General features: G+C 54.3%; 17 protein-coding genes. 9 read left to right on the top strand and 8 right to left on the bottom strand.

Going from position 1 to position 15391, the window contains the following annotated elements:
- Positions 1 to 14: 14 nt before the first annotated feature.
- From QN215_RS06645 to QN215_RS06665, 5 genes are all read right to left on the bottom strand, one after another.
- Positions 15 to 1034: a DUF3027 domain-containing protein gene (locus tag QN215_RS06645; RefSeq protein ID WP_369343545.1), complete on the bottom strand. Its 1020-nt coding sequence runs from the start codon at positions 1032 to 1034 to the stop codon at positions 15 to 17.
- A 45-nt stretch (positions 1035 to 1079) separates the two neighbouring features.
- Positions 1080 to 1469, bottom strand: a complete 390-nt coding sequence (locus QN215_RS06650; protein ID WP_369343546.1) for a cold-shock protein — start codon at positions 1467 to 1469, stop codon at positions 1080 to 1082.
- 134 nt (positions 1470 to 1603) lie between these two features.
- Positions 1604 to 3448 (bottom strand): ATP-binding protein, encoded by a 1845-nt coding sequence (locus QN215_RS06655; RefSeq protein ID WP_369345106.1) that lies wholly within the window; start codon positions 3446 to 3448, stop codon positions 1604 to 1606.
- Positions 3449 to 3582: 134 nt separating this feature from the next.
- Positions 3583 to 4326, bottom strand: a complete 744-nt coding sequence (locus QN215_RS06660; protein ID WP_369343547.1) for a response regulator transcription factor — start codon at positions 4324 to 4326, stop codon at positions 3583 to 3585.
- 15 nt (positions 4327 to 4341) lie between these two features.
- Positions 4342 to 5298: a TPM domain-containing protein gene (locus tag QN215_RS06665; protein WP_369343548.1), complete on the bottom strand. Its 957-nt coding sequence runs from the start codon at positions 5296 to 5298 to the stop codon at positions 4342 to 4344.
- 73 nt (positions 5299 to 5371) lie between these two features.
- On the opposite strand from QN215_RS06665, the gene QN215_RS06670 reads away from it, so the two are divergent.
- Positions 5372 to 5659 carry a WXG100 family type VII secretion target gene (locus tag QN215_RS06670; RefSeq protein ID WP_369343549.1) on the top strand — a complete coding sequence of 96 codons (288 nt, stop codon included), beginning with the start codon at positions 5372 to 5374 and terminating at the stop codon, positions 5657 to 5659.
- Between the two features lie 186 nt (positions 5660 to 5845).
- On the opposite strand, the gene groL is transcribed toward QN215_RS06670, so the two are convergent.
- From groL to QN215_RS06685, 3 genes are all read right to left on the bottom strand, one after another.
- Complete coding sequence (gene groL / locus QN215_RS06675; RefSeq protein WP_369343550.1) at positions 5846 to 7465, bottom strand: chaperonin GroEL; 1620 nt, start codon at positions 7463 to 7465, stop codon at positions 5846 to 5848.
- Between the two features lie 453 nt (positions 7466 to 7918).
- Entirely contained in the window at positions 7919 to 8122 is a 204-nt protein-coding gene (locus QN215_RS06680; RefSeq protein WP_094694657.1) for a cold-shock protein, read from the bottom strand.
- 207 nt (positions 8123 to 8329) lie between these two features.
- Positions 8330 to 8569: a LytR C-terminal domain-containing protein gene (locus tag QN215_RS06685; protein ID WP_369343551.1), complete on the bottom strand. Its 240-nt coding sequence runs from the start codon at positions 8567 to 8569 to the stop codon at positions 8330 to 8332.
- 4 nt (positions 8570 to 8573) lie between these two features.
- Between QN215_RS06685 and QN215_RS06690 the strand changes: the two genes are divergently transcribed.
- The 8 genes from QN215_RS06690 to QN215_RS06725 all read left to right on the top strand — a co-directional run bounded on the left by QN215_RS06690 (position 8574) and on the right by QN215_RS06725 (position 15359).
- Positions 8574 to 8954: a hypothetical protein gene (locus QN215_RS06690; protein ID WP_369343552.1), complete on the top strand. Its 381-nt coding sequence runs from the start codon at positions 8574 to 8576 to the stop codon at positions 8952 to 8954.
- Between the two features lie 176 nt (positions 8955 to 9130).
- On the top strand, positions 9131 to 9874 hold the full coding sequence (locus QN215_RS06695; RefSeq protein ID WP_404978525.1) for a uracil-DNA glycosylase: 744 nt from the start codon (positions 9131 to 9133) through the stop codon (positions 9872 to 9874).
- A 182-nt stretch (positions 9875 to 10056) separates the two neighbouring features.
- A complete protein-coding gene (locus tag QN215_RS06700; RefSeq protein WP_369343554.1) occupies positions 10057 to 11070 on the top strand; it encodes an AAA family ATPase in 1014 nt (337 codons plus the stop codon).
- Positions 11067 to 12074, top strand: a complete 1008-nt coding sequence (locus QN215_RS06705; protein WP_369343555.1) for a DUF58 domain-containing protein — start codon at positions 11067 to 11069, stop codon at positions 12072 to 12074. Before QN215_RS06700 ends, QN215_RS06705 begins: the two co-directional genes overlap by 4 nt.
- A complete protein-coding gene (locus QN215_RS06710) occupies positions 12071 to 12643 on the top strand; it encodes a hypothetical protein (protein WP_369343556.1) in 573 nt (190 codons plus the stop codon). The genes QN215_RS06705 and QN215_RS06710 overlap by 4 nt, the downstream gene beginning before the upstream one ends.
- Positions 12644 to 13720, top strand: a complete 1077-nt coding sequence (locus tag QN215_RS06715) for a VWA domain-containing protein (RefSeq protein WP_369343557.1) — start codon at positions 12644 to 12646, stop codon at positions 13718 to 13720.
- The gene (locus QN215_RS06720; protein WP_369343558.1) at positions 13717 to 14745 is read left to right on the top strand and encodes a VWA domain-containing protein; all 1029 of its coding nucleotides are present in this window, start codon (positions 13717 to 13719) and stop codon (positions 14743 to 14745) included. The genes QN215_RS06715 and QN215_RS06720 overlap by 4 nt, the downstream gene beginning before the upstream one ends.
- Complete coding sequence (locus QN215_RS06725; protein ID WP_369343559.1) at positions 14742 to 15359, top strand: DUF6466 family protein; 618 nt, start codon at positions 14742 to 14744, stop codon at positions 15357 to 15359. The genes QN215_RS06720 and QN215_RS06725 overlap by 4 nt, the downstream gene beginning before the upstream one ends.
- Positions 15360 to 15391 lie beyond the last annotated feature (32 nt).

A 15391-nucleotide genomic window follows, 5' to 3' on the forward strand; every position in this document is an offset into this window, starting at 1 on the left:
TGGAAATTGAGGGATTACTCAGAAGCTTTCGACGAATCTGTGCTGTCTTTCACTGAGTTGTTGTCTTTCACTGAGTTGTTGTCGTTCAGTGAATCCGTATCGTCGGATTGAAGCTTTTCGATCAATTCGACTTCAGGGTGTTCCTCGCGCGGTGCCTGCTTCACGATGTCAATATGGAGATCATCGAATGCAGGTTCCGATTGCACCCACAACGGATTCATCTCGGGTGGATTGATGTCGGAGTGCTCGCCACAACCATGATCGAGCGACACCACTCGCCCATCATCAGGACTCCAACGGTTGGCGCATACGCCGAACATGGTTCCCAACTCACCACTCAAAGGAATGTAGAATCCGCATTCATCGCAGGTATGGCCTTCCGCCGCCTTCGTTGACAACGACTTTGGACCACCCTGCCCCGCATACCAGCGTTTCGCAGCCTCAGACCGACCAAGCGGACTCAGCACACGGTGACGGGAAAGATGCAGGGTATCTACGGCCTCTTCAAGATCCTCGTTCGAATCCTTGCTTGCATCCTCGCTCGTATCCTTGTTCGAGTTCTTGCTTGTGTCACTGTCCTCAGCCTGAGATGCGGCATCAGCGTTTTCAGAAGCATTAGCATTTTCGGAAGCATTAGCGTTTTCAGAAGCCTCGACCTTGCGAAATCCGTCTTCGAGTCGCTTGTCGTCACTTTCGGTACCCATGGCATCAGTAACCGAAAAGTCCTCAGGGACAAGCCGATCTTTCCATGGCACCCACTGTGGGGACAGCAAAGCCCCTTCTGCAGGTATCAAGGACGATTCATCCACGGTCCAGCGATTGGCATCGACATCATGGAACAAGGTCACTGACCACTGCCAGCTCTCATACCCCGGGATATGCGCTTTGAATCGGAAATCGGTAACGCCGTCGCCAATATCCTGCGAAGTGACGAATTCCCCTACTTCGCTCTCCTGCGAAGCCACCTGAAGTGCGGTAAAGCGCGCCATCTCTTCGGGATCAATGTCCGAATTCATGTCTCGATCCTCAGTCATACGATGCTGTATCCTCGTATCTCTTTCTAGAAGATTCTGTAGCTTCTAGTCTTGTACGTCAAAATTATCGGCAACTGCACGAAGCAGCGTGGCGAGTTTCTTGGACTCCGCAGGCGAAGGGTAATGATGTCTGCGCAGACCATTGCCGGCTGAATCAAGCAGCTTGATGAGATCCTCAACGATTGCTGCCATGTCATCGGCCTTGGGTCTGGTTGCCTTGACAACCGATGGTGCCGGTCCGACAAGTGTCACGTCCAAGGCTTGCGGCCCCTTACGCCCTTCAGCCACGGAAAACTCGACTTTAGCGCCTTTGCGGAGAGTCTTCACGCCCGCGGGCAGCGCGAGAGCAGGCAGGAACACATCCTTGCCTTCGTCGCTTGTGATGAAACCAAAACCTCTGGTCGCATCGAACCACCGCACTCTTCCGCTGGGCATAATCCACCTCTTCACATCTTGGGACACGTCTGCGCATGTCTTGGTAAGCGTCTTGTCACATCAAACACCCAGTCTACCTCAGGGTCAGCTCAGCAGTGCCGAGTTCCGGCTCTGAGCTAGATTTCGAAGGGCTTTCAGCCTTTTGCCGAATGCTGTTGAGAAGCAGCAAGCGTGTTGTCCTCCATATGGATGTCCTTCATATGGGTGTCGCCGCTGAGTTCGTTACTTCCACCACTCACATGGTTCACATCGCCTTGTGCCTTGCCCTTGGCCGCAGCCTTGGCCGCAGTCTTTGCAGCGGCCTTGTGCTTAACATCGCTTTTCTGTCCCTGGGCAGACGATTTCTGATATGTGGCGATCTCAGCAAGTGGAAGCACCATGGTGAAGGTCAAGCCGCCCCCATCGCTTTCAGTGGCGCAAATCAAACCTTGGTGCGCCTTCACGATGGACTGCGCAATGGCTAGGCCAAGTCCCGTTCCGCCCTTTTCGCGAGCACGCGAGGGATCGGCAGTATAGAAGCGTTCGAACAGTTTCTGCCGGAATTCTGGTGGGACGCCTGGTCCATGATCGATGCACTGCACCACCGCATAGTAGCTGCCGATATGGGTCGTTTCTCCAACTTCAACGGCTTCGATGAACTTGGCGAAGGACGCGTAGTTCGAAGGCAGTGAGGAAAGCTCATGGGGATCTATCGTTGCAGGAAGCACGTTCAGGGCTATCTGGACAGGAGAATCGCTTGGCGTGTAGCGATGAATGTTGCCCACGATGTTGGTCACCACCTGCCGAATTCTGGTTGGATCACCTTGCAGATGTACCTCGGGAATCGCGGATTCACGGAATTGGAAGTTCATGGGCTGCGTCGACGTTGAAACCGTTGAGCGGGTTCCTCCGAGATCGATGATCCCCAGCTGAATCGTTCGTTCGGGATCAAGGGCGTGCAGATCATCGGAAGCGTCGTTGACCAGGGCCGTGAGATTGATTTCATGGTTGAGTTCAATGCCTCGGCCTTCATCGAGGCGCGCCAGCGACAGAAGATCCTCGACCAACACGGCCATACGTGTGCTGGATGACTCGATATGCTCGATTGACTTATCAGCCCGTTCCAGCGCTCCAGGATAGTCACGCTGCATTTTATAGAGTTCCGCATACCCATGAATCGCCGCCAAGGGCGTTCGCAGTTCGTGACTTGCGTCGGAGACGAAACGTTTCATCTTATTGGTCGTTTCAGCCTGCTCGTGGAAGCTTTGCTCAATGCGTGCCAGCATGGAGTTCAACGATGCGGAAAGCGAACCGACTTCAGTCGTTTCTGGAACTGCCGGAATGCGTTGGGACAAGTCCCCTTGGGCGATCTTTGCTGCAGTCTTCTCTATGCGCTTGAGAGGCGTGAGCGTCGAATTCACAATGAACAGTGCCAGCGCAGCACCCATCAGAACCATGGATGCGCCGAAGACAATGCAATATTTCGTCAGCGTCTGCATGGTGTCGATCTGATCGCTGAGTGAAAGCCCGATGAACAGCACGCCATGCGTGTCACTCTGACCTTCAGCGCCCTGGACTTCCCACTTCAGCGCGAGCACTCTCCAAGGTGCCTTGGCAATACTGACCGTAGTCATATCAGGCTCTGCTGGACCACTGGCATGGCTCACATGAGCGGATGTCGTGAACGGCACCGAAATCTGGACGTTTCCCATCGTTCCCGACGCAGGAAGATTGGGGGTGGAAATGATTCCCGATGGCAGGCTCGGAGTCAGCGGAGTCGTCATGATGTTGCTGCTCTCATCACGGATCTGCAGGAAGTAGTCTGTTGGACCGAGCGCGGACTTAGCGCTATCTTCCTGACTGAGCTGACGGATGTTGCTGAACACCAGTGAAGCCTGCCGATTGAGCTGCGTATCGGTTTTTTTCAGGAGGTATCCACCGACCATCTGGCGGATAGCTACAGTGATGCCGAAGGTGCCGAGAATCAACACCACGATCATGCTTGCCACGAGCTTGGTACTGAGCGGTATGGAATCCACACTGTGTGCGAAGCCTTGTGAAAACTTTGAAAAGCGCTGCTTTATTCTAGCCCGGAACGAGCGTTTTGCCTCGCTCGCATCAATACGTGCGTCCATTATGATTCCGCATTAGTCTTCGGTTCGCGAATCATATATCCGATTCCACGCTTGGTCTGGATCAGCGCATCGACCTTGTGGGTCTGGCCATTGCCATCCTCCACCTCGATGCCATCGACTTTCTTGCGAAGATACGAGATGTACGATTCAACGATTGCCGCATCGCCGCCCCAGTCATATTGCCACACATGATCCAGAATCTGCGCCTTGCTCAGCACTCTGCCTTCGTTGTCCATAAGATAGCGCAGCAGCTTGTATTCGGTAGGACTCAGATCGATTGACTGTCCCGCTCGGGAAACATCGTGCGAATCTTCGTTGATTTCCAAGTCACCGACCTTGATGATCGGATCATCCTCGACCTGTTCGCGCGTTCTGCGCAGAATGGCACGGATACGCGCAACGACCTCTTCAAGGCTGAAAGGCTTGGTGACGTAATCATCGCCGCCGACCGTCAGACCCATGACCTTATCCTGCGTGTCGTCTCGAGCGGTAAGGAAGAGCACGGGCGCATCAATGCCCTCCTGACGGATGCGTCGCGTGACGGTAAACCCATCGATATCAGGCAGCATCACATCGAGCACAATGAGATCTGGCTGTGTCTTCTCTATGACCTCGATGGCCTCTGAACCCGAGGCTGCGGTTTCGACTTCAAAACCGGCAAAGTGCAGGGATGCGACCAGGAGATCCCTGATCGAAGGTTCATCATCAACAACCACGATTGTGGCTTCTATTGGCTTGCTCATGGTCATAGCCTGACTCTAAAGGCTGGAGGTTTCCTGAGAACTTTCTGCATTATTTGTGCCATTATGCTTACTCTCGCTTTCAGCAGAATTTCCACCATGCCGCGCATGCCTGCTTCGTGATGTCTTCTTCAACGACACACCGGTATTCTTGCGCTCTCCACGGTGCGAATGAGTGCGTCCACTGGGTTCCTTGCCCGCGTGCCTTCTACGCATAATCGTTACAGCCACGGTGATGATGGCCAGGAGAAGCAGCACTGCCGCGAAGATTCCGACCCCCACCCATACGGTCGAGGTAGTCGTCGAGGTCTTCTTTTCCTGAACGATGGCATTCATCATGTCTTTGGCAGAGGCGGCCCAATCGGGAGTGCTGTCAGCCACGATGGGGTGGAGCGCAGCCTTCGACAGATCGTCAACCGTTGACTGCTTTCTCAACCATTCATCTGAATTAGAAGAGACCGCAACGACCAGGTTGCCGTCCTGTGATGCCACGGCGAGCATCACGGTATTGGGCTGAGGATTCAGCGATTCCAGAAGCTGACTCGTCCAAGTATCAGGATTCTTGCCTGCTTCAAACTGTGCCAGGTACAGCAGTCGCACGGTGACGCCTGTCTCTTTCTTGGTGTGGGCAATCGCGTCCGTCACTGATGAAAGATCGCCGCCAAGAAGATTCTGCGTATCGGTGATCGCATCGGAGATTCTCGCCGATGACGAGCCGCTCGATGAAGCAGCTGCAGACGAGGAAGCTGACGATGAAACTGACGAGCTTGAGGATGCACTGGGTGTGGCCGCCAGAGCAGGGCTGCTCGATAGCGCGGCAAGACTGATTGCAGCAAGCAGGGCAAAGGCCATGACCATAGCTGCAGCGATAACGCTGACCAGCGCCGCACGGCTTCGCTTACTCACGCCATCGTTGCGCTCAGCATATTCGACCACATTGCCGTGACCGTTGTCGGCTCTGTCCATTATTCCCATATCCTCCACCATAGCGGCTGGAATATTTGTTTCCCCGTATTCGTACCCATTACCTTATGCGAAAGGAATACCTATGCCAAATTATCAAGTTGATTCCGAACGAATTCGCTCTTCAAGCGCAGCTGTCTCTTCTTCGATCACTGCAATACGCGATGCGGTCTCAGGCATGTATGCACATATCAACGATCTGCAAAGTGTGTGGACGGGCGGAGCAGCATCCCAGTTCAATACCGTTGCCGACCAATGGCGAAGTACGCAGCAGCAGGTCGAGCAGTCACTCGAAGCGATTCAAGATGCTCTTGCCAAGGCTTCGACGCTCTATGAAGACGCAGAATTGCAGGCTTCTCGCCTTTTCCTGTGAGTTCATAAGCACAGCAGCCATGCACAGCAGCTCAACAAAACATCTCAACACCATACATCTGCAGCGTGCATATACAAGTGCATATACAAAAGGAGCGGAGAGAACGTATCTCTCCGCTCCTTCTCATGAATGAATCACTTCAATTCACAAGGACGCCGTTACACGTCTACTGAATCACCGCTGGACTCAGTAGCCCATGTCAGGTGCGCCACCCTGTGCCTGTGGTGCCGGTGGTTCCGGCTTCGTGGCCACAACAGCTTCTGTGGTCAGGAACAGGCCTGCAATGGAGGATGCATTCTGCAGGGCAGAACGGGTCACCTTCACAGGATCGGCAACGCCAGCCTTGAGCAGGTCTTCGTAATCGTTGGTTGCAGCGTTGAAGCCCTCGCCGTCAGGCAGCGAACGAACCTTGTCGATCACGACTGCGCCTGAAAGACCAGAATTCTCAGCAATCTGCTTGATAGGAGCTTCGATGGCGCGGAAGACGATGGCAGCGCCAGTTGCCTCGTCACCCTCGAGCTTGACGTCCTTCTCTGCCTTGGCAGCTGCTTGGATAAGAGCAACGCCACCGCCAGGCAGCAGGCCTTCCTCGATGGCAGCCTTCGCGTTACGCACTGCATCTTCAATGCGGTGCTTGCGTTCCTTGGCCTCGACCTCGGTTGCGGCACCCACCTTGATGACTGCAACGCCACCGGCGAGCTTTGCGAGACGCTCCTGCAGCTTCTCACGGTCATAGTCGGAATCGGTGTTCTCGATCTCGCTGCGAATCTGCGAAACGCGAGCATCGACTTCATCCTTTGCACCGCCGCCGGAAACGATGGTGGTTTCGTCCTTGGAGACGATGACCTTCTTGGCAGTGCCAAGAACGCTCATGTCGATGGAATCAAGCTTGAGACCAAGTTCATCGGACACAACCTGTGCGCCGGTAAGAATTGCCATGTCCTGAAGCATTGCCTTACGGCGATCGCCGAAGCCAGGTGCCTTGACTGCGCATGAATTGAAGGTGCCACGAATCTTGTTCAGAATCAATGTTGGAAGAGCTTCTCCATCGACATCCTCTGCAACGATCAGCAATGGCTTGCCGGACTTCATGACGAGCTCAGCGATATGTACCACGTCTTGCTGGCTCGACAGCTTGCCCGAAGTCAACAGAATGTAAGGATCTTCAAGAACAGCGGTCTGCTCGTCGGCGTTGGTGACGAAGTAAGGCGCAATGTAGCCCTTGTCGAAGCGCATGCCCTCGGTGAAGTCAAGATCAAGGCCGAAACGGTTGTTGTCCTCAACGGTTACGACGCCGTCCATGCCAACCTTGTCCAAAGCCTCAGCGATCTTCTCGCCAACTTCAGGATCTGCAGCGGAAATCGTTGCGGTGGCAGCGATCTGCTCCTTGGTCTCTACATCCTTGGCGGCCTTGACAAGCTCCTTGACGATTGCATCTGAAGTCTTTTCGATGCCACGGCGAAGTGCGATGGGGTTGGAACCTGCAACGACGTTCTTCAATCCTTCGTGAACGAGGGACTGAGCGAGAACAGTTGCGGTCGTGGTGCCGTCGCCTGCAACGTCATCGGTCTTCTTGGCGACTTCCTTGACCAATTCCGCGCCGATGCGCTCATAAGGATCTTCGAGGTCGATTTCCTTGGCGATTGAAACACCATCGTTGGTGATGGTTGGTGCGCCGTAGGTCTTGTCGAGAACGACATTGCGTCCCTTTGGACCGAGCGTAACCTTTACTGTGTTCGCAAGCTTATCCAAGCCAGCGAGCATTCCCTGACGAGCTTCCTCGTCATAAGCAATGATCTTTGCCATTGTCTCCTCCATAAACGGCTTGAGGTATTAAGTACTCACTCGTATGCGAGCCTGACCGATAACCAAACCGTCAGCTGTTCGATTATCACTCTCGTATCTCGAGTGCCAACTGCGAGATTAGCACTCTCCACCTGAGAGTGCCAACTACGCGTGCTGCGAACAGCAAAAATTATTCTTCTCGTCTTCCATCGCACACACATTGAGCCCTTTCGAGCGATCAAAGCAGCAGGACTTTCGAGTTTTGCGGCATTTTTCAAGTATCAACGCTGATTTTGGGCTTTATTCGGACACATTTTCAACGATTTTGAGGTCTGATACTTGAGAATTGCCGCAAAACTCGCAATCTCCTGTTGAACCCGTCGAAAAAACTCGAAAAAACATCGGAACTGACCGCAAAAGAATATAAAAAAGGCTCCGGGCGACCGGAGCCTAGGCTAAAAAGTCTTGATTGAATCAGATCTTGGTGACCTTCGTCGCCTGGAGACCCTTAGGTCCCTGCTCTACCTCGTACTCGACCTTGTCGCCCTCATCGAGGGATTTGAATCCATCGGACTCGATAGCTGAGTAGTGAACAAAAACGTCTTCTCCACCATCGTTAGGGTTGATGAATCCATAACCCTTGCCAGCGCTGAAGAATTTCACAGTGCCCTGTGCCATAACAAACTTCCTTAGAAAAGTGCCGCGTCACGGCAGAAGCGAAACTCACCGCTACTATCCGGTCGGCATATACATTCTAGACACGAAAAAGAGCGAAACGCCGAATTTGACGAATTTTTCTCAGCTTTTTTGAAGAAATTGCTGATACAAGGCTGTCTTTCATCTTGCATAGCAACGAAACCCAGCGCTTATTGCATCAACGAATCATTACATCAGTACGACAACCACCGGCGCGGCGACAGAAGTCATCTGTGTGACGGTGGAAATGCCGAGCGAGCTCGCAACCGCTTCGGCAGTTGCCTTGTCGGTTTCATTCTGATACCAGACAACGCTTGCAGCGGGCAGACTTCCTGTTGGATTCGCGGCTACGACATTCGTGAAGCCGGCATTGTTCAGCGTCGTCTTCTGTCTGGCAGCGAAGCCCGTTACGGAAGTGCCGTTGATCACACGAATGCTCGTGCTCTTATTGACTGCCTCCGAAGCACTCGAAGACGCTGGGGAACTTGGAGCAGACGAGCTCGGCGATGACGAGGCTGAAGACGATTGCGTAGTCGATGCCGATGATGAAGCCGAAGCCGAATTCTTATCAGACGACGATTTCGATGCGGAACCTGACGATACCGAGGTCGAGGAAGAGCTGTTCGAAGCTGCCGTCCAAGGCATCTTGATGCTGGAAGCTGCTCCAGAGAGCAGTGCCCACGCCAAGAAGCCCAGCAATACTGCAATCAGCAGGACAATGAGATATGGCATGGTGCGCGAAGCCAAGGAGCGCGTACCACGGTGGACGCCCATTGGACCTGCAGGCGGGTTATCGAACTCATCTCGCGTGTAGGAATCATAACCTGTTCGCTCAGTGCGCTTGCGTGCCATATAACCGCTCCTCATCCGACTACATACAGAGTGTAATATCCTCACAGTCCAAGAGGACAATTCCCTCAACATCCTATACGATGTGCACTCACATCGTATGCTCACCTTCACGTCCTGATGGCTACTACTGTATTCCATATGGAACAATCCTCACCGACACCGCACATCAAACCCCTCAATCAGCTCGTCGAAGCTGGATGGGCACAAGCTCTGGCACCCGTCGAGGCCAACATTCACCATATGGGCGATTTTCTTCGCACCGAACTCCGAGAGGGCAGGCCATTCCTGCCTGCAAGCGCAAACATTCTCAGAGCTTTCAGCATTCCCTTCGATTCGATTCATGTGCTTATCGTCGGCCAGGACCCCTATCCGACACCGGGTCATCCGGTGGGTCTGAGCTTTTGCGTGGATTCGCATGTCAGCCCATTACCAGGAAGTCTGCGCAATATCTACACTGAACTGATGTCCGATGTTCATGTCCCGCAGCCTGCGAACGGAGATCTGACACCTTGGACGGCACGTGGAGTGATGCTGCTGAACAGATGCCTCACGGTAGGTGTCGGCAAACCAGCGAGCCATCGCAACAAAGGCTGGGAACAGGTAACCGACGCTGCAATCACGGCTCTCAACGCGCGCAAGGATGCACAGGGCAAGCCCGTTCCGCTGGTTGCAATATTGTGGGGCAGACAGGCGCAAAGTCTCGAACCATTGCTGAGCAATGCCTTCATCATCGCCTCTCCCCATCCAAGTCCACTTTCCGCACGGTACGGATTCTTTGGTTCCAAGCCGTTTTCCAAGGCCAATGCAGCGCTCCAATCGATGGGTGCTGAACCCATCGATTGGAGCCTCCCAAGCGGTGAACAAGGCAATGGTCTCAACTGAATCAGGGATCACAGTCAGAAACAGCAGTTACAGTGGTGGGTATGGCATTATTTCCTCCGCAACCACAAAATAGCGCACAAAGCAACGCTCCCGAGGATGTACGGCATCGCTCGGCTGACTCTCAGACAGAGAAGACAGAACAGACAGAGCAAGCGGACTTACCTAAGAAACCGGAGAACCTCATGCGCACAGCTGACAAAGGGCCACTCACCCATGATGACGAGCAGCGTGCTCGACAATTCGCTGACATCATTCGCTCGCGATTCGCTCAAACACTCATTGGTCAGGACAATCTTCGTGAATCCCTGATTGTCACCATGGTCGCCGGTGGTCACATTCTTATAGAATCAGTTCCCGGTCTGGCCAAGACCACGGCCGCACAGACCTTGGCAACATCGGTGTCGGGCAGCTTCAAGCGAGTGCAGTGCACCCCCGATCTGATGCCTTCCGACCTCGTGGGCACTCAGGTTTTTGATTTCTCGACGCAGCACTTCACCACCATGATTGGCCCCATTCACGCCAACTTCGTTCTACTTGACGAAATCAATCGTTCCAACGCCAAAACGCAGTCAGCAATGCTCGAAGCCATGGCTGAGGGTACGACGACCATCGGCGGAGAAGCCATCAAGCTTCCCAAGCCATTCATGGTTATCGCTACGCAGAACCCCATCGAAGAAGAAGGCACCTACAACCTTCCCGAGGCACAGATGGACCGTTTCATGATGAAGGCCGTCATGACATATCCAAGCGCTGAAGACGAGCAGAAGATGCTCCAGCTGCTCACCAAGCGCGGTACAGATACGGTGAACACTGAGACTCTTGGCGCTGACATCATCTCTATCAAGGATGTCGAATTCCTGCGTACGGCTGCCCGCAAGGTACATGTTTCCGACGCAATCATGAACTATGCCGTCGATCTGGCCGCAACAAGCCGTGGAGCGGGAACTCACCCCATTCAGGGTCTTGCGAACCTGGTCCGTCTGGGTGCAAGCCCTCGAGCCTCAATCGCCCTGACCCGCATTGGTCAGGCAAACGCCTTGCTTGCAGGTCGTGATTTCGTCATTCCCGAGGACATCAAGGCTTACGTGCACGAGGTGCTTCGTCACCGCATTCTGCTCACATTCGAGGCTTTGGCCGACGGCGTTGCAAGCGATGAGGTGATTGATTCCATCGTGCAGGCGGTGCCAGTACCATGAGTTCGCTGAATCTTACAACACACTCCGATGCACAGGATGCCGATGCACAGGACGACCCTATCCGCAGAAAGATAGAGTCGCTGGGCAGAACGCTGAGTCTGCCCACGGTACGTCGTGCAATGGGCACTCTTGAGGGTGAACATGCGTCACGGCAACGTGGCGGCAGTCAGGACACGCTCGACATCAGAGCTTATGAACCGGGAGACGAGGCGCGTCTTATCGACTGGAAAACCAGCGCACGCACTGGCCGTCCCATGATTGCAGAGAAGGAACGACCCTCCACAAGCCGCGTGTGGATGCTGCTCGACATGGGTGTGGAAATGTCAGGCAGCTGCGAAGACGGGGAGTGCGCGCTGGATGTGGCATGCAATGCGCTTGCCATGTTCGCGACGCTTTCGCTGCGACGTTCGGACGACATCTCACTGGTTTTGGGCGATGCTGCAAACATCACGCGCATTCAGTTCAACGGCGGCTTCGCACAGTTCGAACGCCGTCTGGACGATGCAACCCAGCGCGAACTGGACAGGCCGCGCAATCTTGATGCACTGCTGGACTATGGCAGAAGAATTCAGGACCGCAATGCGCTGATAGTGCTGGCAACCGACGATACTGCTTTGGAAAAGCCTCAACTTGAGAAGATCAGGCAACTGGCGCAGTCACATCCAGTTGTGGTCATCAGCGTGGTCACGGTCAATCCATTCTCACGGCCCAAGCGCTATCGCCGTGTCGTCGATGCCCGAACAGGCCGATACATTCCGGCATTTCTCGCCAAGCAGTCCAATGCTGAAGGCGTCGAGAACCATCGGCGTTTCAACGCAGCCCAGCTCCGTCACGAATTGCAGAAATCAGGTTCACGAATGCTGCGTTCCAGTTCGAGCGAACTGATGTTCCATGACTTCGTCAGACTCGTTTCGGTATCGCTGGCGCGAAGCTCAACGAATCGCATTGTGAAGCCGTACACGCAGCATGCGAGTGCGGCAAAGGTTGGAGACGGCGCTCAATGAACGATGCTTTCAACCTTGCAGCGTTGCTTTCCCCACGAGCAGCGACTGCCACTCTCGCAACCATCGATACTTCACAGTTAACCGTCGCTGGGCCACTGGGAGTAGGTGGCCTCTGGATTGCGACACTCGTAGGCATATTACTGGTGTGCGCGTTGATTGCGCTGATCATATGGCTATGGCATCCGCGCAAGGTCAAACTGCTCAAACGGACCGGAGCACACAGTCAGACTTCGCGCACCGATCCTTGGCATGGCCGCATAGACGATATAGAACAGCGCTACGAGTCAGGTGAAATCACCCGTGAGGAGGCATTCGTCGCATTGGCTCGGGTGGCTCGTGAATACGCCTCGCAGAATTTGAGCAAAGATGTCAGATCCAGCACGCTTGCGGAATTTGCCAATGAATCGAGAATGGGCAGCAACAGGCAAGGCATCGATCTGTTGCGTCAGACGATAGCTGCACTGTATCCGCCTGAGTTTGCCGACACGACGAATCGTCAGGCCAAGGAGTCGACAGTGCATGAGGCGGCGCGCTGGGTTGGTCGTCTCACAGAAAGGTGGCGCATATAAATGGGAGTGCTTATATGGCGCTGGCCTGTCGCTTTCGCAATCGTGGCATGTGCAATCGTCGCGGTGCTGCTCTACATGTGGTGGCGCAATCGGCATGCGTATTCGACTGATGTGCGCAACGACGATGCCGAGGTCTGGAACATCGACGCCCACATGCAGACGGAAAGTGTCGCAGAGCAATACCGTACATGGCGCAATATCAATCGGATTGCCTTGGGACTGCTCTCCCTGGCACTGATAGTAGCTGGCATACTCAATGCGCGACCATCATCGGTGGACACGAGCGAGGAACACAGCAGTACCCGAGACATCGTGCTGTGTCTTGACGTTTCCGGTTCTGCCCTCCCCTATGATCGCACCATCATCGCCACATATCTCGGTCTGGTTTCGAACTTTCAGGGTGAACGCATCGGCATGAGCATATTCAATTCAACGTCCCGCACGGTCTTTCCACTCACCGACGACTATTCTCTCGTCTCTGCGCAGTTGCGCAAGGCCGACAGAATCCTCGACGGCGTGCAATCCCAGAAAGACATAGACAAGATGAGCGACAAGGATTATCAGGCAATTTCCGATTGGCTTGATGGAACGCAGAACCGTGAGAACGAAACATCTCTGATAGGCGATGGTCTCGTGAACTGCTCGGCCATGCTTCCCGGTTTCTCATACTCGGGAACCAGCGCAACGGGTACGAATTCCAGCCGTTCATCATCCATCGTTCTCGCAACGGATAACGTCGTTTCCGGGCAATCCACCTATTCTCTGAAGCAGGCGCTCGACTTGGCACAGTCTGCAAAGATCAACGTCGATGGACTCTTCGCCGGTCCTCAGGAAAGCGAAAATGATGCGACGACCATCCAGATGAAAGATGAAATTCAATCGCATGGGGGTATTTTCCTTGCGACCAGTGCGAATGCCGGAGTTGAGGATTTGGTGAAGCAGATCGAGAGCAGGCGCAATGGCAGCGAGGAATCGAACAATCAGGCGAGCGTCGTGGACGAGCCTACATGGTGGGTTCTCGCCCTTGCAGTCATCTATGGCGGATTCATGCTGACCGTGTGGAGGTTGCGCCGATGAGTGGATACATGCTTTCCCCATCTCTCGGATGGATTGGCGGCGGCATCATTGCTGCTCTGCTGCTCGTTGCAGCCATCTTCAATGTGGTGCTCTTCATACGTCGAAGAAACACCAGCGACACCAGCCTCGTGGCATGCATACGCCGCAGCGCCATCGCCGTTCTGATAGCCATCATGGCTCTGACTCCTAGCGTCATGGCAACTACGACGAGTCGGGCCATCAATGCGACCGATGTCTATGTTGCCGTGGACGTGACCGGCTCAATGGCTGTGAATGACGCGCAATATGGCAGTAATGACAAGATTGCCAGGATTAACGCGGCCAGCAAGGCCGTAACCGACATCACTGCGCTCTACCCCAACGCCAGTTTCGCAGGATTAAGCTTCGGAGCAAGCGCGAGCCTTGACGTTCCCTTGACTCCTGATTCCAATGCACTCACCAACTGGGCTGATACCTTGCGAACCGAACCGACCGCAAGCTCTTCGGGTTCGAATCTTGACGCCCCACTCGATAAGTTGCTTGTCAATCTCAAGGCGACGCATGACCAGCATCCAGACGATTCAATCATCCTCTATGTCATCACCGATGGAGAGCAGACCAGTTCGGCAACGCGCAGAAGCTTTTCATCGTTGCGCGGTTACATCAATGACGGTTTCGTCCTTGGCGTGGGCTCCACAGCAGGCGCCCAGGTTCCGGTAACTCAGGTCACGGCCTCCGGAAACCAGACTCAGGCAGGCGATTGGGTGATCGATCCCAGCACCAAGCAGCCTGCTGTGTCGAAGATGGATCCCAAGAATCTGGCTGCCATGGCGGACGAGATCAGTGGACGCTACATCGCGCTGAATGCCAAGAATACACTCTCTAACTCGGCTTCCAAGGATGCTTCGAAGCGATATCGCGTTTCGACGACTGTCAAGAAGCGCAGGCGAGCAACGCCAGTAGTCTGGCCATATGCCATCGCTGCGGGCGTGCTGCTGCTCTGGGAATTCGGATCCTGGCTGGCGATGTCAAGGAGGATGCTATGAACAAGCAAGCAACACCGAAAACACCCCCCGAGGCGTCGTCCACCGAGACGAAACCGAAGACTGCCACGATGAGGGCTCCCCTGTTTGCAAGAATCGTGCTGATCGTTCTTGCCGTCGCGGTGTTTCTTGGCATAGTGCTCACGATGGTGAACATACGCGCAGCGGGAACATACAATCAGGCGACGCAGAGCCTTCAGACCAATCTCAAGGCTGCTGCCAAGGAGAATGCCGACCTCAATGAGCTCAAGGCATCGCAGCAACAGAACGATGCGCAATTATCCGATGCCAAAACCTTCTCTTATGTGCTGCTGCCAAGCATTTCACAGAGCATCGCCTCGAATGCCAAGACCTCTCAGCAGCTCACAGCTCTGATCAATCAGGCGTTAACCGCGCAGAACGGCGGAAATGGCAGCACCTCTTCAAGCAATGCCAGCGGTGCACGATCATCTTCTGCAAGCAGTACTCCCGAATCCAGTCTGAATGCCGAGCAGCGCAAGAAGGTTGATGAATTGCTCAAGCAGAATCAGGAGCTTCAGCAGTCCAACGCAAGCTCATCCGCAAGTACTTCCAGCAGTCCTTCGAGTTCGTCCAGCTCAACCACCAAGCCGTGGTGATAAGGCTCTGAGGTCTTGCCCGCTGACATGTG

This window comes from Bifidobacterium sp. WK041_4_12, from assembly GCF_041080795.1.
Classification (GTDB): domain Bacteria; phylum Actinomycetota; class Actinomycetes; order Actinomycetales; family Bifidobacteriaceae; genus Bombiscardovia; species Bombiscardovia aquikefiricola.